General features: G+C 32.8%; 18 protein-coding genes. 4 read left to right on the top strand and 14 right to left on the bottom strand.

Features of this window, described 5'->3' with window-relative positions; all coding sequences use genetic code 11:
* Positions 1 to 7 precede the first annotated feature (7 nt).
* Positions 8 to 1,294 (bottom strand): OmpA family protein, encoded by a 1,287-nt coding sequence (locus IAI56_RS02770; RefSeq protein ID WP_187656419.1) that lies wholly within the window; start codon positions 1,292 to 1,294, stop codon positions 8 to 10.
* Positions 1,295 to 1,424: 130 nt separating this feature from the next.
* Between IAI56_RS02770 and IAI56_RS02765 the strand changes: the two genes are divergently transcribed.
* Both IAI56_RS02765 and IAI56_RS02760 read left to right on the top strand, forming a co-directional pair.
* Entirely contained in the window at positions 1,425 to 1,961 is a 537-nt protein-coding gene (locus IAI56_RS02765) for an RNA polymerase sigma factor (RefSeq protein ID WP_187656418.1), read from the top strand.
* A 3-nt stretch (positions 1,962 to 1,964) separates the two neighbouring features.
* The gene (locus IAI56_RS02760) at positions 1,965 to 2,672 is read left to right on the top strand and encodes a tetratricopeptide repeat protein (protein ID WP_187656417.1); all 708 of its coding nucleotides are present in this window, start codon (positions 1,965 to 1,967) and stop codon (positions 2,670 to 2,672) included.
* Here the strand turns inward: IAI56_RS02760 and IAI56_RS02755 are convergent.
* The 6 genes from IAI56_RS02755 to uvrC all read right to left on the bottom strand — a co-directional run bounded on the left by IAI56_RS02755 (position 2,664) and on the right by uvrC (position 14,585).
* A complete protein-coding gene (locus tag IAI56_RS02755) occupies positions 2,664 to 5,729 on the bottom strand; it encodes a CHAT domain-containing protein (RefSeq protein ID WP_187656416.1) in 3,066 nt (1,021 codons plus the stop codon). The genes IAI56_RS02760 and IAI56_RS02755 overlap by 9 nt on opposite strands.
* 420 nt (positions 5,730 to 6,149) lie before the next feature.
* A complete protein-coding gene (hppD, locus tag IAI56_RS02750; protein ID WP_187656415.1) occupies positions 6,150 to 7,310 on the bottom strand; it encodes a 4-hydroxyphenylpyruvate dioxygenase in 1,161 nt (386 codons plus the stop codon).
* Between the two features lie 156 nt (positions 7,311 to 7,466).
* Complete coding sequence (locus IAI56_RS02745; protein WP_187656414.1) at positions 7,467 to 8,624, bottom strand: homogentisate 1,2-dioxygenase; 1,158 nt, start codon at positions 8,622 to 8,624, stop codon at positions 7,467 to 7,469.
* 268 nt (positions 8,625 to 8,892) lie between these two features.
* Complete coding sequence (locus IAI56_RS02740; protein ID WP_187656413.1) at positions 8,893 to 10,329, bottom strand: amino acid permease; 1,437 nt, start codon at positions 10,327 to 10,329, stop codon at positions 8,893 to 8,895.
* Between the two features lie 85 nt (positions 10,330 to 10,414).
* Positions 10,415 to 12,706, bottom strand: coding sequence for a patatin-like phospholipase family protein (locus tag IAI56_RS02735; RefSeq protein WP_187656412.1), 2,292 nt, complete (start codon positions 12,704 to 12,706; stop codon positions 10,415 to 10,417).
* A 79-nt stretch (positions 12,707 to 12,785) separates the two neighbouring features.
* Positions 12,786 to 14,585, bottom strand: coding sequence for an excinuclease ABC subunit UvrC (gene uvrC / locus IAI56_RS02730; RefSeq protein WP_187656411.1), 1,800 nt, complete (start codon positions 14,583 to 14,585; stop codon positions 12,786 to 12,788).
* A gap of 171 nt (positions 14,586 to 14,756) precedes the next feature.
* On the opposite strand from uvrC, the gene IAI56_RS02725 reads away from it, so the two are divergent.
* On the top strand, positions 14,757 to 15,320 hold the full coding sequence (locus IAI56_RS02725; protein WP_187656410.1) for a 5-formyltetrahydrofolate cyclo-ligase: 564 nt from the start codon (positions 14,757 to 14,759) through the stop codon (positions 15,318 to 15,320).
* Here the strand turns inward: IAI56_RS02725 and IAI56_RS02720 are convergent.
* The 6 genes from IAI56_RS02720 to gdhA all read right to left on the bottom strand — a co-directional run bounded on the left by IAI56_RS02720 (position 15,307) and on the right by gdhA (position 24,495).
* The gene (locus tag IAI56_RS02720; RefSeq protein WP_187656409.1) at positions 15,307 to 15,921 is read right to left on the bottom strand and encodes a lipoprotein signal peptidase; all 615 of its coding nucleotides are present in this window, start codon (positions 15,919 to 15,921) and stop codon (positions 15,307 to 15,309) included. The genes IAI56_RS02725 and IAI56_RS02720 overlap by 14 nt on opposite strands.
* 89 nt (positions 15,922 to 16,010) lie before the next feature.
* Positions 16,011 to 16,391, bottom strand: coding sequence for a TraR/DksA family transcriptional regulator (locus tag IAI56_RS02715; protein WP_133532538.1), 381 nt, complete (start codon positions 16,389 to 16,391; stop codon positions 16,011 to 16,013).
* A gap of 12 nt (positions 16,392 to 16,403) precedes the next feature.
* Entirely contained in the window at positions 16,404 to 19,805 is a 3,402-nt protein-coding gene (gene ileS, locus IAI56_RS02710) for an isoleucine--tRNA ligase (protein ID WP_187656408.1), read from the bottom strand.
* Between the two features lie 182 nt (positions 19,806 to 19,987).
* Positions 19,988 to 20,701 (bottom strand): DNA repair protein RecO, encoded by a 714-nt coding sequence (gene recO, locus IAI56_RS02705; RefSeq protein ID WP_187656407.1) that lies wholly within the window; start codon positions 20,699 to 20,701, stop codon positions 19,988 to 19,990.
* A 38-nt stretch (positions 20,702 to 20,739) separates the two neighbouring features.
* Positions 20,740 to 23,031 (bottom strand): type IX secretion system anionic LPS delivery protein PorZ, encoded by a 2,292-nt coding sequence (gene porZ / locus IAI56_RS02700; RefSeq protein ID WP_187656406.1) that lies wholly within the window; start codon positions 23,029 to 23,031, stop codon positions 20,740 to 20,742.
* A 120-nt stretch (positions 23,032 to 23,151) separates the two neighbouring features.
* Positions 23,152 to 24,495, bottom strand: a complete 1,344-nt coding sequence (gdhA, locus tag IAI56_RS02695) for an NADP-specific glutamate dehydrogenase (RefSeq protein WP_187656405.1) — start codon at positions 24,493 to 24,495, stop codon at positions 23,152 to 23,154.
* 211 nt (positions 24,496 to 24,706) lie between these two features.
* Here gdhA and IAI56_RS02690 point away from each other — a divergent pair, with 211 nt between their 5' ends.
* On the top strand, positions 24,707 to 25,495 hold the full coding sequence (locus IAI56_RS02690) for a THC0290_0291 family protein (RefSeq protein WP_187656404.1): 789 nt from the start codon (positions 24,707 to 24,709) through the stop codon (positions 25,493 to 25,495).
* A 3-nt stretch (positions 25,496 to 25,498) separates the two neighbouring features.
* Here IAI56_RS02690 and hflX read toward each other — a convergent pair whose 3' ends face one another.
* On the bottom strand, positions 25,499 to 26,719 hold the full coding sequence (gene hflX, locus IAI56_RS02685) for a GTPase HflX (protein WP_187656403.1): 1,221 nt from the start codon (positions 26,717 to 26,719) through the stop codon (positions 25,499 to 25,501).
* Between the last annotated feature and the right edge of the window lie 163 nt (positions 26,720 to 26,882).

The following is a 26,882-nucleotide window of genomic DNA, read 5'->3' as shown; positions in this document are numbered from 1 at the left end:
TGATTTGTTATAATTTTATAAATTCTACACGTCTGTTTTGAGCTTTTTCGGCTGGAGTTGCGTTTTTGTTGAGCGGTTGGCTTTCGCCTTTTCCGTCGGTTTCTATTCTTGAACCTTCAATACCATAGAAGCTAGATAAAGCTGTTTTTACTGCTGCAGCTCTTTTTTGAGACAAGGCTAAATTGGCAGCATCGGCACCATCATTATCAGTATGACCAATTATTTTTACTCTAACCGTTGGATTTTCTTGTAATGTTGTTGCCATTTCTTTTAGCACAGTTCCGCTTTCGGGCTTGATATTGTCACTGTTCACATCAAATAGAATTCCGTTGGTTACAAATCTTCCTTCGGTGATAAGTTTATTTCGAGTATCTGCACCAGCAACTGCAAAGCGAATATTGGTTAAATACACTTCACATTCTTCAAAAAAACTTCTAAAAAAAGCAAAATCATAGGTTGTTTTTTCAGTAAAAAATCGAGGAATATCTACTAACTTATTTTCGTTAACATACAATCGTAATCTGCCTTGTTGTCTCCAAACCGAAACTTTAACAAATTTGTTTTTCTTTACATTCCATTGCGGCATTGGTATTTCGTTGTTGATTTCGCTTCCGTTTGTTGGAATAATTTGAACATTACAAGTTGATGCTCCAGGATGAAGATAAACAATAGAAACACCAGGAGAAAAGAAGCGTTCCAGCATTAAATTATCTGAGTTTGTTGTGAAATTTAGTCCAAAACCAGGATAGTTATTTGTTGGATCGGTATTTATTCCTACTTCAAATTCTAAGGTGAAATTTTCGGGAAGTTTTTTCATATTATCGGGAATGAAAGCACCATTTTTGGTCATAGATAGCCATTTTCCAGATTGTCCATCGACATTCACTATTTCGCCACTCGCATTGGTGTTGAATTCTGCTGGGAAATCGCCAACAGCCAATCGTTCAAAATTGTCGAAATACAATTCTTTTTCACCAGCAACGAAATCGAATTTTGAATTTGATTTTGTTGGTTTACTTGTGTTTTCGTCATTGTTTTCTTGAGATTGCTCTTGACTTTCTTCGTTGGGTTGAGGTGCATCGGATTTTTTCTTTTTGTCTTTCTTTTTGAAGATGTTTTTTATTTTTTCTTCGGCTTTGTTCAGAACCGTTTCAACGCCTTCATCGCCTTTTTGTTCGCCACGCTGATAGGTTTTGTCTTTAGCATTTTTTAAAACTTTTCCGCCAACGGTTTCTTGGGCAGTGATGCATTGGATGCTAAATAAAAATAATAATACAGTTAATAGTTTTTTCATTTTTTTCAATTTTGGTTAAACAAATGGTTATTTCGTTTTAGCATTAGTGAAATGGAAATCAAAAGGTAAACATCGGTTTGAAAAAATATTTTTGATTAGCTTTGTTTACTTTCTAGAAATTCATCCACTAATGGAAAACGCCCCAAAGTTGACAGAGCTTTTAAAAGCCGGAAATGAGAAAGCCATTCGCACCGTTTATGAAGAACATCGCAATGGATTTTTATTGTTTGCCAAACGATATTCGTTAGGTGATGATGAGGTTTTGGATATTTATCAAGATGCCATCATCGCTTTATGTGAAAATGCCCGAAAAGGAAAGTTGGATGATTTACAAAGTTCTATTTCGACTTATTTGTTCAGTATTGGTAAGTTTATGATCTATCATCGGATGAAAAAAATAGGGAAACAAGTTACTGTAACCGATTTTGAACACGTTGAAATGGAATATGAATTGTATGACGAAGAGGAACAAAATTCAAAGTTAACCTTAGTTAGAAACTATTTTTCCCAGCTTGGTGAACAATGCAAAAAGGTGTTGACGCTTTTTTATTATGAAGAAAAAAAGTTGGATGAAATTCAGGAATTATTGGGATATACCAACAAAGATGTGTTAAAAAGTCAGAAATCGAGATGCTTAAAACAGCTGAAAGATTTGATAAACAAATAGAATATGGATCACGAAGAATTAATAGAAAAATATTTTGCCAATAGCTTGAACAACGATGAACAATCAATGTTTGACCAATTGATGCAAACCAACCAGACTTTTCGTGAAGAAGTGGTTTATGAAGAAGAAGTGCAAAAAGCCATTAGGTTGAACGAACGCCAAGCATTGAAGAAGAAGCTTCAATCGTTTGAAACAAAAAAGACGAAGCGCAATTATACAGTTTGGTATGTTGCTGCATCGTTTGCAATTATGTTGGGAATTGGTTTTTGGACATTTTCTAATCATGTTGACACCAATGCGGTTTATGAAGAATATTATCAATCTTATCCTAATGTTGTAGCTCCAACGGTTAGAGGTGAAAATTCAACTGACATAAAATCGGAAGCGTTTTATTCTTATGATAGTGGCGATTATGCGAAAGCATTGACGCTTTTTTCTAAACTATACGACACTGAGAAAGAAGATTATTCTTTGTTTTACAAATCGTTGTCGCTGATGGAATTAAAACGTTATGAGGAAGCATTGACTTCCTTCGAACAATTTGATTTGCAAAAAAACAACGGATTTACGCCTTACGTCAAATGGTATAAAGCGTTGACTTTGGTTAAATTGAAACAAGAAGAAAAGGCTTTAGTTTTATTGCAGGAATTAGCTAATTCTACAAATCCGATGCAAAAAATGGCAAAAGAATTGGTAACCGAATTAGAATAATTTTTTTCTGAAAACAAATCCAAAAATTAGGATTAGTATTCCTCCAGCAAGTGCAATCCAAACCCAATTACTTATTGGATTTACTATTGGTGAAACATCGCCATTTACTACAAATCCAGCCCAATAAAACGGATGTTGTTTCATTGGATTGTTTGCCAAAAATTGTTTTTTAGCGTTTGCTAAAGCTTCGTCTTTTGGTTGTCCATTTTTCAGATTTTCATAGAATGAAATCATTATTTCCGAAGTTTCTTTATCTGGAACTTGCCAAAGACTATATACTGATGATTTTACTCCAGAATAGGTTAATGCACGAGATAAACTCATCATTCCTTCACCACTTTCCATTGTTCCTATACCAGTATTACAAGCACTAAGAACAACTAGATCTGACGGAAAGTTTAATTGATAAAGTTCGTCAAAATAAACTTTTTGTCCTCCTGAAAAAACTAAAGAAGATTTTGAATAATCATTTTCAAGTAGCGAATGCATCGCTAAATGATGGAGCGAAAATGAAGTTGTAGCTTCAATAAAGTTTTTACGATTAGCACTTTCGTTCAAGTAAAGTTTACCACTAAATAATTCACTGATTTTTTGAGCTTCTGTTTTTGCCTCTTTTAAGTCGTACAAATCAGCTCTTCTCAATCCTCTATTTTGATTTTCTGTTGGTATTTTTGAATAGTTTGGAGCAAATGAAACAAATCGATTATTATTAACTGTGCTATTATTTTTTTGTAAAATATCCCATAATTTAATGGAATAGGAATAACTAGTATGATATTTTTGGACTAGCATTTTACCATTTTTATCAATAAGACTTTCAAAAGAAACCGCTATTAAAAAGTCTTCGGGAATAAAAATAATGTCATCTATCGACTGGTTTTTTACTATTGGATGAACAATTTTTTCATATAGTAGTTTACTTGTTTTGGTATAATTTTGATTAATGGAATTAATATGTTTTTGATATTGATTTACTAATTTTTTTATAGGTTCAGTTTCACCAATTTCTAGCAATTCTACAGATGAATTTTTGATTGCAAAGGCATAAACGGTTTTATCTGTTACTATATATTTAATCATCAATTGATTATTAGATGTTTTTTTCTGAATGTCTTCAATTGAAAAATTGCCTGATTTAAAGGTTTCATAGGATTTGTCTTTTTGATTGATTTGCGATTTTATTTCATTAATTTTTTTATTTAATTCAGCCAATTTAAGGTTCAAATCATTTACTTCTTTGGTAGACTCTATTTGTGCTTCAATAGCATTTTTCTCAAAGACCAATTCATTTAAATTTCTTATCAAAGCTGCAGGTATTTTAAGGTTTTGACTATTTTTTATTTCAAAAACATTCCATAAATGTTGTGAGGAATTGTTTTCTATTCTGTTTAAAATGGCTTTAATTTTTACATCATCGTTTGGATCGATTAACAATTGAGTCTTTAGAAGACCAGCGGTAATTTCTTTATTAAAATTATTTAGACTATAATTGTATTTTCCTTTTAGATAAAATTCATTAAACATGTCAGAAACAATCGAGTAAAGATTATGGGCAATCACCAAATCTTCTTTCTTCTTTTCTTTTTCATAAATCAAATAATAAAGTGTTGCCGAGTTTATTATATTTCTAATAAATGTATCGCTATTAAATTTTTTGAAATTTTTATATTCTATATTTTTTAATGTAGAAATTTTGGTTTCATCCTTCAATAAATTTTGATATGCATTCAAAAGTTTTGTTTTAGATTGACTTGTTTTGTTCAACGAATTTAAAATCGTTGCTTCAAGTATTTCGATAGTAAAACGAGAAGCATTAAAAAAATTTTCAGAGATTTTTTTTCCTTCTTCTATTACATTTAAGGCTTCATCAAATTTTTTGTATTTGTTGTATGTCTTAGCTAATTTTAAACAAGCCACTAATTCATCATGTTTTGAATTATAAGCTCTAGCCATTTCAAGTGTTTTTTTGTTAAAAGAAATATGTTGATTGATTTGATTATCGTCTGTTACATTCTTTTTATTGAAAACATCTTCATAGTCAAACCTTGCTAATATCAATGATTCATATAATTTTGGTTTATAACTATTAGGTAACTTTTCAAAAATTAAAGTTACTGAATCCAAGTATTTTTTGGCTAATTCATTTTTATTCTTTTTGTTATTATATCTTAGGTTTGAAAGATATTTTAGCATCTTGTAGTGTTGTTTTTCGATTTTATCACCACTTTTTGTTTTTGAAGCAAAACCCTCTTCATTATACCATTTATTAAAATTTAAATTCAAATTATCTAAAACTTGTTTTGCTTGTTTTTCATCACCATAACTCAAATTTTCCCAAATAGTATTGTTGGAAGAGGATACAATATAGCTTTTGTCAATATCATTCGCTTTTTTGTGAAATTCAAGACCTTTAGTGTAATGATATAATGATTGATTGTGGAAGTGTAAGTCTGAATACGCTGTAGCTAAGCCGTTGTGAATTATTCCTAATCGAAAATAATCATTCGCATAAAATTTATAGGCTAGTTTTAATGATTTTTCATAAGCAATAATTGATTCTTCATATTTACGAAGCTGTTTTAGTATATATCCTTTGTCTTGAATAAAATTAATTATCTCTTTGTCTTTAGGAAGGTTTTTAAAAGTGAAGTTATATCCTATATCAGCATATTTTAGTGCTTTAATCCAATTTCCAGAAAATCCGCTTGAAAGGTACAAGTCACTGTAGAATTCGCTTATAAACTTTTTATTATTATTTGATACTTTTATTTTTGAAACAAATGGAATTGCTTGTTCAAAAAAGGAAACAGCCCCAACAATATTATTTTTTTCAATTTCAATTCCTCCTTTTGCGTATAAATATCTGGCAGAATAGTATAGAAAGTCATCATTTTTGTACTTATTTTTAAGACTTTCCCAAAGCGGTAAAGAAGATTTGTAATTTTTGATTTTATCTAAAGAATCTGCCTTCTTGATAAGCATTTCTTTTTCATTCTTTTGGGAAAATAATGATAAACTTAGTAAAACACTGAATAAAACAAATACAATCTTTTTCATAATCTATTTTAACTTATTAATGTAAAAAATCAAATAAAGTAAACATGATGCGAATAGTTTTTAAACAAAACGGTATTGAGGTTTAAGATAGTTTCACATCATACCAAAGTAACTAATTTTTAACGAGAAATAAAAAAAATGAAAAGATAATAGATTGCATTTTAAGAGGATAAACCAAAAACAAAAAAGCCCAGCCGAGAAACGACTGAGCTTTTATGCTATTAACCAACCAAAAAACTATAAATTATGAAAATTTATCCAAAAAGTTTGAAGGAAACCACTCCTTCGATTTTTGATAGTACAAAGATAGTACGTTTTTTGAATTATATTTAGTCAAATGTCAATTTTAACATATTTTTATCAATAGTAAGGTTACTACAACGTTGTATTTTGAGAATATGTTAATAAAAATCAAATTTTTTATAACGTTCCTCTCAGTGCTTGTTCTCTTTCTATAGACTCAAACAATGCTTTGAAATTACCTGCACCAAAACCTCTTGCGCCCATTCTTTGAATAATTTCATAGAATAAAGTTGGTCTGTCTTCTACAGGCTTAGTAAAAATTTGTAATAAATAACCTTCTTCATCGGCATCAATCATGATTCCTAATTTTTGAAGTTCTTTGATGTCTTCTTTGAATTTGTGCATGTGATCTTTCAATCGTTCTGGAATGGCATCATAATAGGCTTGTGGTGGCGTTGATAAAAATTCAATTCCTCGCGATTTTAAATCTGCAACGGTTTTGATAATATCATCTGTTGCAATAGCAATGTGTTGAACGCCAGGACCATCGTAGAAATCTAAATATTCTTCGATTTGTGATTTTTTCTTTCCTTCGGCTGGTTCGTTAATTGGAAATTTAATTCTTCCGTTTCCGTTGCTCATTACTTTACTCATCAAAGCTGAATATTCAGTTGTGATTTGTTTGTCGTCAAAGGAAAGGAAATTCACGAAACCCATAACGTCTTCGTAGAATTTTACCCAAGTATTCATTTCGTTCCAACCTACGTTTCCAACCATGTGGTCAACATATTTTAATCCTGTTGGTGAAGGATTATAATCTGATTTCCATTCATTATAACCTGGTAAAAATGCTCCGTTGTAGTTTTTTCTTTCTATAAACATGTGAACGGTTTCTCCATAAGTATAAATTCCTGCGCGAACCACTTCGCCGTGTTCATCGGTTTCTACAGTTGGTTCCATATAAACTTTTGCACCGCGTTTTGTAGTTTCTTCAAATGCTGAACGTGCATCTTCTACCCAAAGTGCTACAATTTTTACGCCATCGCCATGTCTTTTTACGTGTTCGCCAATTGGTGAGTCGCCTTTTAATGCTGTTGTTAAAACTAAACGGATTTTGTCTTGTTTTAATACATAAGAAGCTCGGTCTTTCAATCCGGTTTCTAATCCAGCGTAGGCATAAGATTGAAATCCGAATGCTGTTTTGTAATAATGTGCGGCTTGTTTAGCATTACCAACATAGAATTCTACGTAGTCTGTTCCTAAAAGCGGAAGGAAATCTTGCGCACCTTCAAATATTTTCTCTAAGCCGTATTCGACTGATTTTATTTCTTTACTCATTGTGTTTTTTTTGTTTGGTTAAAAAGGATATTTTTTTAACCAAAAGTTTGTTGTTTACTGAATTTTTAGCCCCGATAGTAGTGGAAATCCTTTTGTTTTTTTCTTTTAAAAAAAACAAAAGATTGCAACGGATAGCGGGATTAGCTCCTGAAAAAATTACTCGATCCAAGATTTATAATATTTTCCATCATCGATTCCCATGGCTTCTTCTGTAACCATTAATGGGCGGAAAGTGTCCACCATAACGGCAAGTTCTAGGGTTTCTTTGTGACCGATGCTTCGTTCCATTGCTCCTGGTGCTGGACCATGAGGAATTCCTTTTGGATGTAAAGTGATGTGTCCTTGTTCGATGTTATTTCTTGACATAAAATCGCCATCGACATAGTATAGAACTTCATCAGAATCGATATTGCTATGGTTATATGGTGCAGGAATTGCTTTTGGATGATAATCGTATAATCTTGGGCAAAATGAACAAACTACAAAAGTTGATGTCTCAAATGTTTGGTGAATTGGCGGTGGCAAATGTACACGTCCAGTTATTGGTTCGAAATTATGAATTGAAAATCCATACGGGAAATTATAGCCATCCCAACCTATAACGTCAAAAGGATGTGTAGCATAAACTACTTCGTGCATCATTCCTTCTTTTTTGATTTTGATTAGAAAATCTCCTTTTTCATCGTAAGTTTCTAATTCAGAAGGTAATTTAAAATCACGTTCACAAAATGGAGAATGTTCAAGGTGTTGTCCAGATTCGTTTTTATAGCGTTTTGGTGTATAAAATGGCGCAAAAGATTCTACGTAGAACAAGCGATTTTCGGAAGTTTCGAAATCTATTTGGTAAATAATTCCACGTGGAATAATAAGATAATCTCCATATTCGAAAGGGATATTTCCCATCATTGTTCGTAGTGTTCCTGAACCTTTGTGGATGAAAATCATTTCGTCGGCATCGGCATTTTTATAGAAATAGTTACGCAACGACTCTTTTGGTGCTGCTAATCCAATAATACAATCTTTATTGACTAGCATTGCTTTTCGGCTGTCTATAAAATCGTTTTCTGGTTTTATTTCAAAACCTTTTAATAGTAATGATTTTATGTTTTTGTCGATTGCAATTTTAGGCTCAACAGAATAAGATTTTGTAATTTCTTTTACTTGCGTTGGTCTGTGAACATGGTATAAAAGTGACGAATGTCCATGAAAACCTTCCGTTCCAAACAGTTGTTCGTAATAGAAACCACCTGTTGGTTTTTCAAACAGTGTGTGTCTTTTTTGAGGAAAGTTACCGAGTTTATGGTATATTGGCATTTGTTTTTTTGTTTAAAGTTTAACAATAATAAGGTTTAGAGTTTTTTAAAAACTTAGAAGTTAAAAATAACAAGTACAACTCATTCAGGATTTCTCTTGATGAGGAATTTCAAATGAGACAATAAATTTTCCCAAGGTGTTTTCATACCATACAAATATCGTAAAAATATATTTTTTTGAAATGATAATTATCAAATTTTTATAAAAAGCAAAAAAGGATTAACAATTTTATAAATCATTAATCCTTTTTATTTATTTTGTGACTAAACTAGTTGTTTAATTTGCTGTTTTTCTTTCCATATATAAAGTACAAAGAAACGCCTAATGCCATCCAAATTAAAAGTCGTAACCAACTTTCTCCAGGTAAAGCATACATTAGGTAGAAACAAACTACGATTCCAGCAATCGGAACAAACGGAACTAATGGCACTTTAAATGAACGTGGTGCATCGGGCATTTTTTTACGCATGATTAAAATTCCTAGGCATACTAAAGAAAATGCAAAGAGCGTTCCGATACTTACCATGTGACCTAAATCTTTGATAGGAACAAATCCTGCAAATATACTTACAAAGACCATGAAGAAAATATTAGTTTTCCATGGTGTTCTAAATTTTTTGTGAATATCTCCAAAGAATTTTGGTAAAAGTCCATCGTTACTCATAGAGTAGAAAACACGACTTTGCCCCATCAACATTACTAAAATTACAGAAGTATATCCAGCAAGAATGGCTACGATAAGTCCGGTTTGTAAAAAAGTATATCCTGTTACAGCAAATGCAGTTGCTGCTGGAGAAGCATCGCCTTTAAATTCTGCATAAGGTACTAATCCAGTCATTACATAAGAAAACAAAACATAAAGAATAGTACAAATTGCTAATGAACCAAGAATTCCGATTGGCATTCCTTTTTGGGGATTTTTAGCTTCTTGTGCTGCGGTTGAAACGGCATCAAATCCAATGAATGCAAAGAATACTAAACCTGCTCCTGCAGCAATACCAGACATTCCTCCAAATTCGCCTACTTTTTCACCAGTTTCAGTTACGTGAGCTGGAACATATTCAGGAATGTAAGGAACGTGAAAATCTGGGTTGATGTATTGCCATCCTAAAACGATGAAAATAATTACCACAATCAACTTCATTACCACCAAAATATTGTTCACAAATGCTGACTCTTTTGTTCCTCTAATCAATAACATTGAGAGTACACAAACAATAAAAATAGCAGGCAAATTGATAATTCCGCCTTCGGCAGGTGCGCTTGAAAACTCTGGTGGAATAGACATTCCAAATTGGGCCAATAATTTATTTAGATATGAACCCCAACTTACTCCGACTGTTGCTGCTCCAAGTGCATATTCTAAAACTAAATCCCAACCAATTATCCAAGCTACAAATTCACCCATGGTTGCATAAGAATAGGTGTAAGCACTTCCAGCAACAGGAATCATGGATGCAAATTCTGCATAGCATAAACCAGCAAAGGCACAACCAACTGCAGCTAAAACGAAAGAAAGTGTTACGGCTGGACCAGCATGATCAGCAGCTGCAATACCTGTTAATGAAAATAATCCTGCGCCAATAATAGCTCCAATTCCTAACGCAACTAAAGCTCTTGAAGATAATGTTCTTTTTAAACCTTTTTCAGATTCGTCGGCTTCGTTTAATAGAACATCTAATGATTTTCTTTTCCAAATAGACATATTTTTGGTTTTTTTAGTTAATGTTTAGGTTTCAAATATAGTTTTTTATGTTCAATTTATAAAAAAATGCAGTTTTTTGTGGAAATTAAAACCAAAAACCAACGTTAATCATGGTGTAGCCTTTGGGTAATTCAGGCGACCAAGTATATTTTATTTCGATTGGACCTACCACTGATTCGTAGCCATATCCAATAGCATATCCGCTAAATTTAGGTCTTGAAAACCAATTTCCTGTTTCAAAAAGATTGTTTTCTAAATTGGCATAATTGGCAGAAAAGTTGAAATGATTGCGTTTGTATATTTCATAATCAACTGTAAAACATGATTTTATGTAGCTATCGGCAGAAATACTCAAAAAATCATAGCCAAAAAAATGTTTGAAATTATTAATTGTTAAATTTCCATAACCGCCAAGAACAAAGTCGAAGAAATCCACACTTTCGTTGCCAATTTTAAATCCAACTTCTGATTGAATTTTTAAAGTCCATTTTTTGGCAAAGTTTTTGGCAAAACCAATTTCACCTTTTGCAATTGAAAATCGCTTAAATTCTTTTGTATAATCAGACGAATAAAGAAAAGTTTGAATATCTCCCGAAAAAAGTAACCCATTTTTTGGAAAATATCGGTTGTCAAAGGAGTCGTATTTTAAATATCCAAATGCACTAATGTAGGTGCTGTTTTCAAAAATTCGATCGGTATCATCTAAATTTTCGGTTTCAATTCTAAGATATTTGTGTTCTAAACCTGCGCCAATCAAGTATTTTTGAATAAAAACACTTTGAACATAGATTTGATTGGTCAAGTCAGAAAAATCCATATTTAGCGAATTTAGTCCTGTTTGTTCAAATAATGCTCCGTCGTTGAAATCGGTTTTGACGTTTCGATTGAATTTATTAAATCGTGATTTTATTCCAAAACTCCAGTAAAAACCATTGTCTATGTAGTAATCAAGATTATATCGAATATTATCGCCAAGTGCTAAATCTATCGATAAAACATCGTTTTTAAATACTGATTTTTTATGAGTTACATTAACCAAAATAGCACTTTTGTATAATCCGTCATAATGCAAACCAAATTTGAGTAAGGTTTTATTTTCATTTTCAGATAAATTGATTTTTAGTTCGTCGCCATTGTCTTTTGGTTCCAATGAATAGCTAATTCGGCTAAAGTTTTGAGTAGCGTTTAAGTTGTTAATACCCGTTTTTAAATCGTCATAATTGATTTCTTTTGGAGCTTTAAAACGAAGTTTTCCAACAACATATGAGCGAGTATAATTGTCCATTTTTGAAATTGTTATTCCTTGAACATCGAGACATTCATCTACTTTTTCTAAATGTTGAGCTTCATTTTCTGTACCCAGTTTTTTTATTTGGTCATAAACTGCAAATGCAGCTTCTTCGCCTTTTTTGATGATTTCTTTTCCTTCGTCAAATGAAATTACACCATAGTTTGAAATATCCGGTTTAATGTAGATATCGGTGATTTTGGTTTTTTCTTTCATCTTGTTAATCATCTCTAAATTGGTGATTTGAACCAAAATTCGAGTGGCATCTTTTAGCGATTCTCTGTCTTTTAAATCGTCTTGAACATCAACACCAATGATTATTTCTGCGCCCATTTTACGAAGCTCTTCTGCTGGATAATTATTGGTAACGCCACCATCGATAAGTATTTTTCCATCGATTTCTACAGGTGAAAACAAAGATGGAAATGCAGAACTTGCCATCATGGCTTGTGCAAGGTAACCTTTACGAAGCAATACTTCTTTACCAGTTTCAATATCGGTAGCGACACAAATAAATGGAATAGGTAATTGGTTGAAGTTTCGAATATGTCTAACATTATGGGTTAGTTTTGCTAGCATATTATAGTTGTACATTCCTTTTGAAAGTGCTACTGGAATTCCAATTTTGAATTTGTTGAACGGCAAAGAAATGGCATATTTTTCGTCGTTTAGTTTTTCATAAAAACTTTTGGACGAACGCGGAATGTAGTCTTGAAGCAATTCATCAAAATTGGTGTTGTGGAAAATAGAATCTATTTGGGTTGCGCTATAGCCTGAAGCATATAATCCGCCAACAACTGCGCCCATACTTGTTCCGCCAATGTAATCTATTTTTACGCCTGCTTGCTCCAAAACTTTTAGAACGCCAATGTGTGCAAATCCTTTTGCGCCGCCGCCAGAAAGTACTAATCCGATTTTTTTTCGTGGAATTGTGTCTTGTGAAAAGATGGAAGATGGAAGAAGCAAGGCGGAAGTTATTATTAAAAAAATTGCGAGTTGCGAGTTGCGAGGTGCGGGTTTCGGGTTTCGAGTTATGGAAATTGAATTTTTCAAAAGACGAATGCTAACCAGCCCTGATTGAAACGGCATCCTTTTTTTGTAAAAAAAAGATAGAGTGAAAAGCAGGATAATGGCTAACAGACAGAATATTAACATTCGCTCAAAAAATTTATGGTTTAATGTCTTTGTAAAAGTCGGAAATTTTTTTTGCTTTTGATGCTCCAACTACTTCAGAAATTTCTTTTTCGGTGGCTAATTTTAATCTTTTAACACTTTTGAAATGTTTTATTAACGTGAGCATGGTTTTTTCGCCGATTCCTGGAATGGTTTCAATAGACGAATTTAATGCCGATTTACTTCTTTTATCACGATGAAAAGTTATTCCAAATCGGTGAGCTTCGTTTCGAAGATATTGGATGACTTTTAAGGTTTCCGATTTTTTATCAAGATATAATGGTGCTGAATCGCCTGGATAAAAAAGTTCTTCTAGTCGTTTTGCAATGCCAATGATGGCTATTTTTCCTCGCAAACCTAAGTCATCGATGCTTTTTAAGGCAGATGAAAGTTGTCCTTTTCCACCATCGATGATGATTAGTTGTGGCAAAGGTTGGTTTTCGTCTAATAATCTTTTGTACCTTCGGTAAACCACTTCTTCCATTGAGGCAAAATCGTTTGGACCTTCAACGGTTTTTATATTGAAATGGCGATAGTCTTTTTTAGATGGTTTTCCGTCTTTAAAAACTACGCAAGCTGCTACAGGATTGGTTCCTTGAATATTGGAGTTGTCAAAACATTCTATATATCGAGGCTCGACGGAAAGGCGTAAATCTTTTTGCATTTGCGCCATAATTCGATTGGTGTGACGTTCAGGATCGACAATTTGAATTTGTTTTAATTGTTCTAGTCGATAATATTTGGCATTTCGTTCGGATAATTCTAAAATTTGTTTTTTGTCTCCTAGTTGTGGAACGGTAACTTTAATTTTATCACCAAAATCGAGTGGAAACGGCAATATTATTTCTTTTGTAGTCAAATGAAAACGCTCTCGAAGTTCTACAACTGCCAATTCTAATAGTTCTTCGTTGGTTTCGTCTAATTTTTTCTTTAATTCTAAAGTATGAGAACGAATGATTGCGCCATGAGCAATTTGCAGAAAATTAACATAAGCCATAGTTTCGTCGGAAACAATAGAAAGTACATCGATGTTGGATATCTTTGGGTTTAAAACCGTTGAACGCGATTGATAATTTTCGAGAACTTCTATTTTTTCTTTGATTTTTTGGGCTTCTTCAAATTGCATATTGGCAGCAAATTCGTGCATTTTGGTTTTGAAATCTTTCAAACTTTCTTTGAAATTTCCTTTCAATATTTCGCGAATTGCATCGACTTGTTTTTGGTAATTCTCCAATAACTCATAGCCTTCACATCCGCCTTTACAATTACCGATATGAAATTCTAAACAAACTTTATATTTCCCTTTTTCAATGTTATTTTCGGTTAAATCGTAGTTACACGTTCGTAATGGATATAACTCTTTTATTAAATCTAAAATGGTGTTTACCGTTTTAAAATTGGTATAAGGTCCAAAATATTCTGAACCGTCTTTTATCATTCTACGCGTTGGAAATATTCTAGAAAAAGGTTCTTTTTTAATACAAATCCAAGGATAGGTTTTATCATCTCGTAATAAGACATTGTAACGTGGCTGGAGTTTTTTAATTAAATTATTTTCCAACAAAAGCGCATCTTGTTCGGATGAAACTATAATATGTTTTATTGTTACAATTTTGCGAACTAGTACATTTGTTTTTCCGTTATCGTGAATTTTATTGAAATAAGATGAAACTCTTTTCTTAAGATTTTTTGCTTTTCCAACGTAAAGAATTTTACCTTCTTTATCATAATACTGATATACTCCAGGATTATCTGGAAGTGTTTGTATTTGAAGTTCTAAAGATGGAAGAAGCATTTATGATTGAAGATTAACGATTGATGATTTTTGAATTATAGCACTTGATATTGATGCAAAAATTAGCTACAGATTAAACGTATTTTTCGGATTGTTTATTTGTTATGCTTTCTTTAAACAAATTTAACTTTAATTCTTTCATAAAGCAAATGCGTTTTTTACTTTTACTACATGAATAAAAATGAACTGAGACAAAAATACAAAGCATTACGAAATCAACTTTCTACAGAAGAAATCGAAGATAAAAGTTTGGCGATAGCTAATCGATTATTGCAGTTGAATATTTGGGAGAAAACCTATTTTCATTTGTTTCTAAACATAGAAGAACAGAAAGAAGTTGATACTGAGTTTATTTTACAAATTTTAGCAGGAAAAGATAAAGAAATTGTGGTTTCTAAAAGTGATTTTAAAACTCATGAAATGACGCATTATCTTTTAACAGACAACACCAAATTCAAGAAAAACGAATACAATATTCCTGAGCCAATTGATGGATTGGAAGTTCTTGTTTCTAAAATTGATGTAGTTTTTGTACCGCTTTTAGCAATTGACAAAAATGGAAATCGAGTTGGTTATGGGAAAGGTTTCTACGATAATTTTTTAGCCAAATGCCGTGAAGACGTGATAAAAATAGGATTGTCTTTCTTTGAACCCGAAGAAATTATTGATGATGTTTTTAAAACTGATATTCGATTGGATTATTGTGTAACGCCTTTTGGAATTAATAACTTTTGATAGATTCAGGTTTAGCAAAAGCTCTTTTGTTGAACACAATTAAAATTCCAATTCCAGTTGAAATAGCCACATCGGCAACATTGAAAATAGCGTTAAAAAATTTGAACGGTTCGCCGCCCCAAATTGGCAACCATTCTGGAAAAGTACCTTCAATTATTGGGAAGTATAACATATCAACTACTTCGCCGTGAAACCATTTTTGATAAGGTTCGTCGGTAAACATTTCGGCTAATTGATAATGACTATCACTAAAAAGTTGTCCATAAAATACTGAATCTATGATGTTTCCAACAGCACCAGCAAAAATTAATGAAATAGAAACCATTAAAAAGTTTGAGCAATGTTTTTTGCTTGAATCGTATAACCAATAGGCAATTCCACAAACCACGACAATTCTGAAAACGGTTAGGATTAATTTTCCGTATTGTCCAGGAATTTTTGTTCCCCAAGCCATTCCTTCATTTTCAATAAATAGAATTTTAAACCAATCAAAAACTTTTACTTCTTCACCAAGAATAAAATTAGTTTTGATATATATTTTTGAAAATTGGTCTATTACCAGAATTAGGGCAATTAAAAAGACGGAATTTCGTAATGACATTGTTTGATTTTTAGTGGCGCAAAAATAGTGTTTTTTTCTAAAAAAATAACGCTCCAAAAAGGAGCGTTAAAGAATTTATTTTTAACGGATTATCGTTGTAGGTTTTTTGCCTCGATACTCATCGTTGCATGAGGAACGATTTTTAATCTTTCTTTGCCAATTAGCTTTCCAGTTACTTTACAAATACCATAGGTTTTGTTTTCTACACGGAAAAGAGCATTTTTTAAGTCGCGAATAAACTTTTCTTGACGTATTGCCAACTGCGAGTTAGCTTCTTTAGACATGGTTTCGCTTCCTTCTTCGAATGCTTTAAACGTCGGCGATGTATCATCAGTACCATTATTTAAATCATTCATATAAGCGCTTTTTATCAGCTCTAAATCGGCTTTTGCTTTTTCAATTTTTGCTACAATAATTTCTTTGAACTCTGCTAAATCAGCATCTGAGTATCTTAATTTTTCATCAATCATAATCGTTCGTAATTATTTAGAAATTAATATTCTTGTTTTTATCTCGTCGAATTCTATTTCAGTACCATTTGTCACTTCATTTTCTAAAACCAAAGTTTCAGTTAATGTCTCCGATTTGATATAGTTTTCGTTTTCTTTTATTGCTTTCGCTAAACTATCGTTATGTTGTAATTGCACTTTAATTTTGTCCGTTACTTCAAAACCGCTGTCTTTTCTAAGGTTTTGAATTCTATTGACTAATTCTCTTGCAATTCCTTCGTTTTTCAATGCTGGTGTTAGTGTAATGTCTAATGCAACTGTTATGCCATTTGCATTGGCTACCAACCAACCCGGAATATCTTGTGATAAAATCTCAACGTCTTCGGTTGTTAAAATTATGCTTTTTCCTGAAATAACAAGCGATAGCAAACCTTTGGTTTCTAATTCCGCAATTTGCTCAGCTGAAAAATTTTGTATTTCTTTGGAAATCAATCCCATATCTTTACCAAAACGAGGTCCAAGTGTCTTGAAATTAGGCTTGATTTGCTTTACTAAAACACCCGATGCATCGTCTAAAAGTTCAATTTCTTTCACGTTTACTTCGGCTTTTATCAGGTCAGAAACCGCTTCGATTTCAGCTCGTTGATTCTCGTCAAGTATTGGTATCATTACCTTTTGCAATGGTTGACGTACCTTTATCATTTCCTTTTTTCGGAGCGATAAAACAAGTGATGAAACTGTCTGTGCTTTCATCATTTTGCTTTCAAGTGATTTATCAACAAAGTTTTCAACCGAATTTGGAAATTTCGCCAAATGTACAGACTCAAATTCCTCTGAATGTGTTGCCTGCGTTAAATCTCTGTAAAGTTTGTCCATGAAAAATGGAGCGATTGGCGCAGATAATTTTGCAACGTTTAACAAACAAGTGTAAAGTGTTTGGTATGCTGCAATTTTATCGGTTCCGTATTCGCCTTTCCAAAAACGACGTCGACACAAACGAACGTACCAGTTACTTAAATTTTCTTGAACAAAGTCAGAAATGGCTCTTGCTGCTTTAGTTGGTTCGTAATCAGCATAAGCTTCATCAACTGTTTTTATCAAAGTATGTAATTCTGATAAGATCCAACGGTCAATTTCTGGTCTTTCGTTTAATGGAATTTCAGCTTCTGAATAATTGAAATTATCAATATTTGCATATAAACTAAAGAACGAATAAGTGTTATATAATGTTCCAAAGAATTTTCTACGCACTTCTGCAACTCCTTCGATATCAAATTTCAAGTTATCCCAAGGATTGGCATTCGCAATCATATACCAACGAGTAGCATCTGGACCATATTCAGCCAAAGTCGTGAATGGATCAACAGCATTTCCTAGACGTTTTGACATTTTTTGTCCATTTTTGTCTAGAACTAATCCGTTTGAAACTACATTTTTATAAGCAATTTTATCAAAAACTAAAGCTCCGATTGCGTGTAAAGTATAAAACCAACCACGAGTTTGATCGACACCTTCGGCTATAAAATCGGCTGGAAATGCTTTGTTTTCGTCAATTAAATCTTTGTTTTCAAATGGATAATGCCATTGTGCATAAGGCATCGCACCAGAATCAAACCAAACATCAATTAAGTCACTTTCGCGTTTCATTGGTTTTCCAGACGGCGAAACTAATATGATGTTATCAACTACATTTTTGTGTAAATCGACTAAATCGTAGTTTTCTTCGCTCATATTTCCAACCACAAAACCTTTGAATGGATTTTCTTTTTGAAAACCAGCTGCGATAGATTTTTCAATTTCAGCATACAACTCTTCAACTGAACCAATTAACATTTCTTCGGTACCGTCTTCGGTTCTCCAAATTGGCAATGGAATTCCCCAATATCTTGAACGTGATAAGTTCCAATCGTTAGCATTTTTCAACCAATTCCCGAAACGACCTTCACCAGTTGCTTTTGGTTTCCAGTTGATGGTTTCGTTCAAATCGAACATTCTATCCTTGATTTCGGTTATTTTGATGAACCAAGAATCTAACGGATAATATAAAATTGGTTTGTCCGTTCTCCAACAATGTGGGTAACTGTGCACATATTTTTCGACTTTGAAAGCCTTATTTTCTTCTTTTAATTGGATGGCAATTTCAACATCGGCAGAGCGTTCTGGAGCTTCGCCATCGTTGTAATATTCGTTTTTAACGTATTTTCCAGAATAATTTCCTAAACCTTGAATGAATTTACCTTGTAAATCTACCAAAGGAACAGGATTTCCGTTTTCGTCCAAAACCAACATCGGTGGCACTTCTGGTGTTGCTTCTTTGGCAACTTTAGCATCATCGGCACCAAAAGTTGGCGCTGTGTGAACAATTCCAGTTCCATCTTCAGTTGTAACAAAATCACCAGAAATTACTCTGAACGCATTTTCAGGATTTTGATATGGTAAAACCAATGGCATTAGTTGTTCGTAACGAATTCCGACTAAATCAGCACCTTTAAATTCGGTTAAAATTTTAAATGGAATTACTTTGTCGCCAGCTTTATAATTTTCAAAATCAGATGAATTTTCGCTTGCAACAAATCCTTTTCCAAATTGTTTTCCAACTAAATTTTTAGCTAAAATAACTTTTACAGGTTCGAAAGTGTATTGATTGAAAGTTTCCACCAAAACATAATCGATTTTTGGTCCAACTGTTAACGCAGTATTTGAAGGCAATGTCCAAGGTGTTGTCGTCCAAGCCAAGATATGAATCGTTCCAAAACCTTGAAGAAAACTTGGTAATGTTTCGTTTTTAGTTTTGAATTGCGCCACAACCGTTGTATCCGTGACATCTCTGTAACTTCCTGGTTGGTTTACTTCGTGAGACGATAATCCTGTTCCAGCTTTTGGAGAATATGGTTGGATGGTGTAGCCTTTGTATAGTAAATCTTTGTTGTAAATTTGTTTTAAAAGCCACCAAACGCTTTCCATATATTTGGATTTGTAAGTTACATATGGATCTTCCATATCAACCCAATAACCCATTTTTTCGGTTAGATCGTTCCAGACGTCGGTGTAACGCATTACGGTTTTTTTACACGCTTCGTTGTATTCTTCGATAGAAATAGTTTTTCCGATATCTTCTTTGGTAATTCCTAATTCTTTCTCAGTACCTAGTTCTACTGGTAAACCGTGTGTATCCCAACCTGCTTTACGCTTTACTTGAAAACCTTTTTGAGTTTTATAACGACAAAAAATATCTTTGATTGCACGCGCCATTACGTGGTGAATTCCAGGCAAACCGTTTGCACTTGGTGGACCTTCAAAAAACACATATGGCGTTGCGCCTTCACGTGAAGTTACAGATTGTTCAAAGACGTTATTTTTTTTCCAAAAATCAAGAACTTCTGACGCTACAGTTGGCAGGTCAAGTCCTTTGTATTCAGTAAATTTAGTACTCATTTTTATCGTTTTCTTTAATCAGTTTGCGAAAGTAGTAAATAGTTTTCAGTTTTCAGTTTTCAGTTTTCAGTTTTTGTGATCGTTTAGGAAATTTAACCACAAAGTTCACAAAGTAAAAATCACAAGGTTCACAAAGCTTGGTGTTCTTTGCGTAAAAACTTTGCGTTCTTTGTGGTTAGGTTTTACGAAAAAACTTCTTTTAAAACGTCTAAAGATTTAGGTTTTTTGAATCCGTCGAGGTGTGAAGAATAATAATCTAGCAGGATTTTGAGTAATAATTGGCGTTCGGTAGCGTTGAAAACTTTTTGGTTTCCATCAAACTTTAACCCGATGAGTTTTTTGAACAAAAAAGTTTCGTATTCTGTTAAGCAATTAATACCAAGAAAAGGAGTGAAGCTACCTTCTTTTGTATCGAAGAATTGGTAATCTATATTGGAAATGTCAGGATAAAAACCGAGGAATTTGGTAATTTCAATGAGTAAAATCAGATGGAAATTAGCCGTTTCTTCGTGTGTATCGAGCCAAAGTAAAGCCGTTTCTAGAAAAATAAAAAGGTTTTCATTTTTTTCTTCTTCGTGTATGCTGTGATGCAAGATTTCAGAAGTAAAAATGGCAATGGTACTTTTAATAACATCGGTATTGATGGAGTGATAGGCTGAGGCGAGTTTTATTTCTTTGAAATGTTCTAAAGTTCCTTTGTTCTTGTGATTGGCTTCTATTTCAAGGATAGTCAACGGTTGAAAATAGGCAATTTTTTGAGAAGATTTTTTGGAAGAAAAAGCACTTTGGACAAAATAACTTTTCAAACCATCGCTTTGAGTAAAACATTTCACTATCAAGCTTTTTTCTTGGTATCGAAGTGATGAAATGACTATGGCTTTGGTTTTTATCAACATAAAAAATGCACTTCAACTGCGCTCAGTGTGACAAATAGTTATCTAACAATCATTACTTTTTTAACAGTGGTTTCTGAACCATCTTCGGCAGAAATAAAAATCATATAAACGCCTGAAGCTACTTTGTATTTACCAAAAGCGGTTGTATCCCATTCGATTGTTCCGCCTTCGGAAGTGGTTTCGTGAACTAGATTTCCTTCGATGTCGGTTATTTTTATATTGGCTTTTGATATTAATCCTGCGATTTTTACAGTTCCAACAAATCCCGGACGAACCGGATTTGGATACACAAAAACATTGTCTAAATTATCGGCTGGTCTTGTTGCTGTTCCTTGAAATGAAACCATTCCTTTATCGGTTGCAAAAAAGATTTCGCCTGTAGTTTCATTAATTTCTACATCGCCAACCAAATTGCTTGGAAGTGGCGAGTTGTTTTTGGTGAAGTGATAAATGGTTTCTTGACCGTTGGCAGAAAATAGAAAAACACCCGAGTCTACTGTGGAAATCCATTTTCGGTTGGAACCATCAACAACAATATCGGTAATTACTTGTTCAAATAATAATTCTTGTGCAAGCTCATCTTCCAAAATGATGATTGGATTGGCTTTCATTTGGTTTTCAGAATTGTAAGCACTTGTACTCGAAAGTACACGAAGACCTTTTGTTGTGCCTATCCAAACTTGGTTTCTGTTGTCGATTGCTAAGGCTTTTACTTCGGTTGAAGGCAGATTTCCCGTGTCAACACCTTCTGTTATTTTTTTGAAAACGTTGGTGTTTTCATTGAATGCAATAACGCCATTTCTGCTTGTTGCCATCCATTTTGTCCCATTTCTATCTACTTTTATTTCAGAAATGTCATTATTGCCTATTGCTGTTAGAATAGAACTCATATTGTATTGTTGCCATTGACCATTGGTTTTTAAGACATGTAAACCATTTGGAACACGGCTGTTTAGTACCCATAAATTTTGATTTCGATCAAAGTCAGAGTCTCCAATCCTAATATTTGTATTGGAATTTGGGATAATTGCATTTAAAGTACTATTGGTTTCGTTGAAAATTGTTGTTGGGATATCGTTTTCAATCTTCAGTAATCCGTCATTATAGGAATGAAAATAGACAATGTTTTCATTATTTGGATCTATAGTGATTTTTGACATTGATCTTGCATTTAATAAATCTGCAAACGGAATGTGTTTCCATTCAGTAGAATTCACCCTACTTATGTCGAATGATGTTAAATTAAATTGAAAAAAGAGATATGGATTGTACTCTAGGTCATAACCACCATAAGAAATCCAAAGATTGTTTGAGCTACTTTTAATAGCAAAGATATAATTTCGTTTTGGACCTTCGGGCATTATAATTTCCATATCGCTGGTTGAAGAAGCGTTTATACTAATAATACCAGTGTTGTTGGTTCCAATGTAAATGTAGTTGTTAATATAGGTTGCACATGTAAATGATAGATTTGAAATGTTTATCTCGTTACTTTGGATATGAGCTTCTTGACTAAAACTTGTATTGAAAACATAAACATGGTTTTGAGATGTTACAATTATTTTGTTATTAAAAACTCTTAAATCTATTCCAGCTTGCGGAAGAATGATGATTTCTTGAAAATTTGTTCCATTATGTCTGTACAAACCATTATTTAGGTTTTGACAAATTAGTTGGTTATTTAAAGTTACAATACCATTCCATGATCCTGAGTCAAAGGTTTGCCATTGAGCAAAATCAATTAAGTTTGGATTGCTAAGAGAAGCTTTTTTGATTCCATAAAATTGAGTAACGGCATAAATTTCGTTGTTAAGAACTGTAGTTTGATAAATTTTTATTTCTTGACCATTTGGACCAATAAAAAAAGTATCGCCAAATTCAAGTGTATTGATGTTAAATTCAACTATTCCGAAATCGCAAGAAATATAGATGATTCCTTGATGTTCCATGAAATGATTAATTCGTTTGATGTTATTTGGAATCGATTTGTTTATAATATCTACAATGTTTATCACACTGCCATCATTATCATTAACAACAATCATTAATCCACTTTGATAACCAATTATTGTTTTTTTTGTAGTTTCACTAAAATAAATTGCTGTAATGGTTTCTCCGGATAAACCATCAATGGTATTGGTGGTTTTGATGGTGTTTGTGGTTAAGTTTTTTGAAAATAGAGCGTTTTCTCCAGCGGCAGTTACCTTTGTTGATGATTCAGTAATATCTTTAATCTCGTTATAAGAGAAATAACCTTTCCATTGAAGATTGGGTTGCGAAAACCCAATAGTTGATAGTAAAAAAGCGAATATGTATATAATTTTTCTCATCAGGCAATTTTAGTTACAAATATAGTATAAACGTAAAAAATAGTTTTTTAATATTTTGGTATTCAAAAAAAATGCCTCCAAATAATTTGAAGGCATTTTAATAGTTTTGGTTAGTGTTTTTTAAACTATTCCTTGTGCAAGCATTGCATCGGCAACTTTAACGAAACCAGCAATATTTGCTCCTTTAACATAGTCAATATATCCTGTAGAATCTTTACCGTATTTTACACAAGCTTCATGGATATTTGCCATAATGCCTTTTAGTCTTTCGTCAACTTCTTCAGCAGTCCAACTTAAACGTAAAGAGTTTTGAGACATTTCAAGACCAGAAGTTGCAACACCACCAGCATTTGAAGCTTTTCCTGGAGCGAAAAGAATTCTAGCATTTTGGAAAACGTGCATTGCTTCTGGAGTTGAAGGCATGTTTGCACCTTCAGCTACACAAATACATCCGTTTGCTACTAAAGTTTTTGCTTCTTCTTCGTTTAATTCGTTTTGAGTTGCACATGGTAATGCTACATCACATTTTACTTCCCATGGACGTTTTCCAGCAACGAAAGTTGCGTTTGGGTATTTGTTCAAATAATCAGAAATTCTTCCGTAGTTTACGTTTTTGATTTCCATTACATAGGCTAATTTTTCAGCATCAATTCCGTCAGCATCATAAATATATCCAGATGAATCAGACATTGTTACTACTTTTCCGCCTAGTTGCGTTGCTTTTTGCGTTGCATATTGTGCTACGTTTCCTGAACCTGAAACTACTACTGTTTTTCCTGTAAAACTATCACCTTTAGTAGCCAACATGCTCTGTGCAAAATATACATCACCATATCCAGTAGCTTCTGGACGAATTAATGAACCTCCAAAGGTAATTCCTTTTCCAGTTAAAACTCCTGTGAATTCGTTTCTTAATCTTTTATATTGACCAAACATGTAGCCAACTTCTCGACCACCAACTCCAATATCTCCTGCAGGAACATCGGTATCTGCACCAATATGTTTAGAAAGTTCTGTCATAAATGATTGACAGAATTTCATTATTTCATTATCTGACTTTCCTTTTGGATCAAAATCTGCTCCACCTTTTCCTCCGCCCATTGGCAAAGTAGTCAATGAGTTTTTGAACGTTTGCTCAAAAGCCAAAAATTTCAAAATACTTAAATTAACCGAAGGATGAAAACGAATTCCACCTTTGTATGGTCCAATTGCAGAATTCATTTGAATTCTATAACCTCTATTTACTTGAGTATTACCAGCATCATCAATCCAATTAACACGGAACATGATAACTCTTTCTGGTTCAACCATTCTCTCTAAGAGCATTTTGTTTTGATATTTTTTATTTTCTTCAATAAAAGGAATTACAGTTTCTGCAACTTCTTTAACTGCCTGCATAAATTCAGGTTCATTTGCGTTTCTTTTAGCTACTGATTCTAAAAAAGTGTTAACACTATTTGACATAAATTTTTGATTTAAAATTTTTTATGAAAACGTTTTCGTAAAACTTGCGCAAATATACATTTTATTAAAATATAGGATTGTTTTTTTGAAAATATATTTTTTGAAATTGAAGTTTAAGTCTTTAAAAATAAAAATTACAGTAACTTATCGTTATTTTTTTTTTCAACTGAATGATGTTTTTATATATTTGTCGAGAATTGAATTAAAAGTTATGCAAAAGCCCAAATATTTTAGATTACTAATTTTATGTCTTTTAGCCTTTGTAGGTAGTGCTAATGCCCAGTTTGGTTTTTCACATGAAGTAGGAGTTATTGCTGGTCCTGTGGCTTTTCAATCTGATTATGGTGTGAGAGGAGATTTTGAAACCAACTCAGGAAATACTGGATACGGAATAGGATTAATTCATTACTTGAATTTTTCATATAAAGCTGAATGTAATTGTTATACACCTGAAACTTATTTCAATGACCACTTCAAATTAAGAAGTGAGCTTTCTTACAATAAAACTGAGTTGCAGCATTTTGGTCGTTGGGTTGACAAAAGTAAAACTTCTCAAATTGCTAATCAATTGAGAGCTATGCGCGGAAGTACTTCTGTTACTAATATAGGAATGCAATTAGAATACTTTCCATTGAGTATTAGAGATTTTACCTCTACTATTGGTTCTTGGGCGCCATTTATTAGTCTTGGTGGACAATTTAGTTTTTATGATCCTGAAGCTTATTCTACGCTTGGGCCAGTTGACTCTCCTTTGGCTTATCCTGTTAAATATTTAGGAGCAACAACCAATCAAGGTGGAACCGTTTGGTCTATTGTTTCAAGTGTTGGAACACGATACAAACTTACTGAGTTGTCCGATTTGATGGTTGATTTGCGTGTTCAATACTATTTTTCAAACTGGGTTGATGGCTTAAATCCTGATCCAAAAGTATATACAGAAAATCGCGCAAACGACTGGAATATCTGGTTTAACTTTGGTTATATCTATTATTTACAATAGTACTTATTCTTCAATTACATCGTTATAATCTGGGTATAAAAATTTGTTGTAAGGAAATCTCGTGATGTGAATTTCTCGAACAGCATTATATACTTTTTCTCTAAATTCTTCGAAGTTTTCTTTGTTTACTGCAGAAATGAATAGTGCATTATTTTTTCCAACATTGTTCATCCAAGTTGCTTTCCAATCTTCAAGTGTATAGTGTTTGGTTGTTTTTTCGGTTATTAAATCATCAGCATCAATAACTAAATGTTTGTAGGCATCGATTTTATTAAAAACCATGATGGTTGGTTTATCGTTACTTTTTATGTCTTGCAAAATTTGATTTACCGAATCAATATGGTCTTCAAAATCGGGATGTGAAATATCTACAACATGTAATAATAAATCAGCTTCGCGAACTTCATCTAATGTGCTTTTGAAGGATTCGATAAGTTGTGTTGGAAGTTTTCTAATAAATCCAACCGTATCAGATAATAAAAAAGGTAAATTTTTGATAACCACTTTTCTAACCGTTGTGTCTAATGTTGCAAATAATTTATTTTCAACAAAAACCTCACTTTTACTGATGGAATTCATCATGGTAGATTTTCCAACGTTAGTATAACCCACCAAAGCCACTCGAACCATTGCTCCACGATTGCTTCTTTGAATTGCCATTTGTTTATCAATGGTTCTAATTTTTTCTTTCAACAAAGCAATTCTATCTCTAACAATCCTTCTGTCGGTTTCGATTTCGGTTTCTCCTGGACCACGAAGACCAATTCCTCCTTTTTGTCTTTCAAGGTGAGTCCACATTCCCGATAATCTTGGTAAAAGATATTGGCATTGGGCTAATTCGACTTGGGTTCTTGCGTATGATGTTTCAGCTCTTTGTGCGAAAATATCCAATATAAGATTGGTTCTGTCTAACACTTTACAATCTAAAATTTTAGAAATATTTTTTTGTTGTGAAGGTGAAAGTTCATCATCAAAAATAATAGTCGAAACACCATTACTTTTAATGTACGCTTGAATTTCTTCCATTTTTCCTGTTCCAAGAAATGTCTTAGGATTAGGACGGTCCAATTTTTGAAAAAATCTTTTAACAACTTGTCCTCCAGCAGTGTATGTTAAGAATTCTAGCTCGTCTAGGTATTCTATTAATTTTTCTTCCGATTGGTTTTGAGTAACAATTCCAACTAGAACAGTTTTTTCAAAAACGATAATTTCTTTTTCTAACATGTTTCAATTTTATCTTGCAAAGGTAAAGATTCTATGCTTTGCACTCTTTTTTTAAGACTCAATTTCGTTAAATATTAAAAAATTCTTATTTTTTTCATAAAATTTTCTAAATTTGAACCTCTTAAAACCCAAAATAAATATTAATCAAACAACTAAATTTTCA

This window comes from Flavobacterium macrobrachii (assembly GCF_014486675.1).
Classification (GTDB): Bacteria; Bacteroidota; Bacteroidia; order Flavobacteriales; family Flavobacteriaceae; genus Flavobacterium; species Flavobacterium macrobrachii.
This window is presented reverse-complemented; position numbering and strand designations above follow the sequence as displayed.

Coding starts and splice junctions, on each gene's coding strand:
- IAI56_RS02765 (WP_187656418.1), top strand. CDS start 1,425: ATGGAAAACGCCCCAAAGTTGACAGAGCTTTTAAAAGCCGGAAATGAG.
- ileS (WP_187656408.1), bottom strand. CDS start 19,805: ATGAGTACTAAATTTACTGAATACAAAGGACTTGACCTGCCAACTGTA.
- IAI56_RS02715 (WP_133532538.1), bottom strand. CDS start 16,391: ATGATTGATGAAAAATTAAGATACTCAGATGCTGATTTAGCAGAGTTC.
- hppD (WP_187656415.1), bottom strand. CDS start 7,310: ATGAGTAAAGAAATAAAATCAGTCGAATACGGCTTAGAGAAAATATTT.
- IAI56_RS02755 (WP_187656416.1), bottom strand. CDS start 5,729: ATGAAAAAGATTGTATTTGTTTTATTCAGTGTTTTACTAAGTTTATCA.
- IAI56_RS02760 (WP_187656417.1), top strand. CDS start 1,965: ATGGATCACGAAGAATTAATAGAAAAATATTTTGCCAATAGCTTGAAC.
- recO (WP_187656407.1), bottom strand. CDS start 20,701: ATGTTGATAAAAACCAAAGCCATAGTCATTTCATCACTTCGATACCAA.
- IAI56_RS02725 (WP_187656410.1), top strand. CDS start 14,757: ATGAATAAAAATGAACTGAGACAAAAATACAAAGCATTACGAAATCAA.
- porZ (WP_187656406.1), bottom strand. CDS start 23,031: ATGAGAAAAATTATATACATATTCGCTTTTTTACTATCAACTATTGGG.
- hflX (WP_187656403.1), bottom strand. CDS start 26,719: ATGTTAGAAAAAGAAATTATCGTTTTTGAAAAAACTGTTCTAGTTGGA.
- uvrC (WP_187656411.1), bottom strand. CDS start 14,585: ATGCTTCTTCCATCTTTAGAACTTCAAATACAAACACTTCCAGATAAT.
- IAI56_RS02735 (WP_187656412.1), bottom strand. CDS start 12,706: ATGCCGTTTCAATCAGGGCTGGTTAGCATTCGTCTTTTGAAAAATTCA.
- IAI56_RS02770 (WP_187656419.1), bottom strand. CDS start 1,294: ATGAAAAAACTATTAACTGTATTATTATTTTTATTTAGCATCCAATGC.
- IAI56_RS02740 (WP_187656413.1), bottom strand. CDS start 10,329: ATGTCTATTTGGAAAAGAAAATCATTAGATGTTCTATTAAACGAAGCC.
- IAI56_RS02690 (WP_187656404.1), top strand. CDS start 24,707: ATGCAAAAGCCCAAATATTTTAGATTACTAATTTTATGTCTTTTAGCC.
- IAI56_RS02720 (WP_187656409.1), bottom strand. CDS start 15,921: ATGTCATTACGAAATTCCGTCTTTTTAATTGCCCTAATTCTGGTAATA.
- gdhA (WP_187656405.1), bottom strand. CDS start 24,495: ATGTCAAATAGTGTTAACACTTTTTTAGAATCAGTAGCTAAAAGAAAC.
- IAI56_RS02745 (WP_187656414.1), bottom strand. CDS start 8,624: ATGCCAATATACCATAAACTCGGTAACTTTCCTCAAAAAAGACACACA.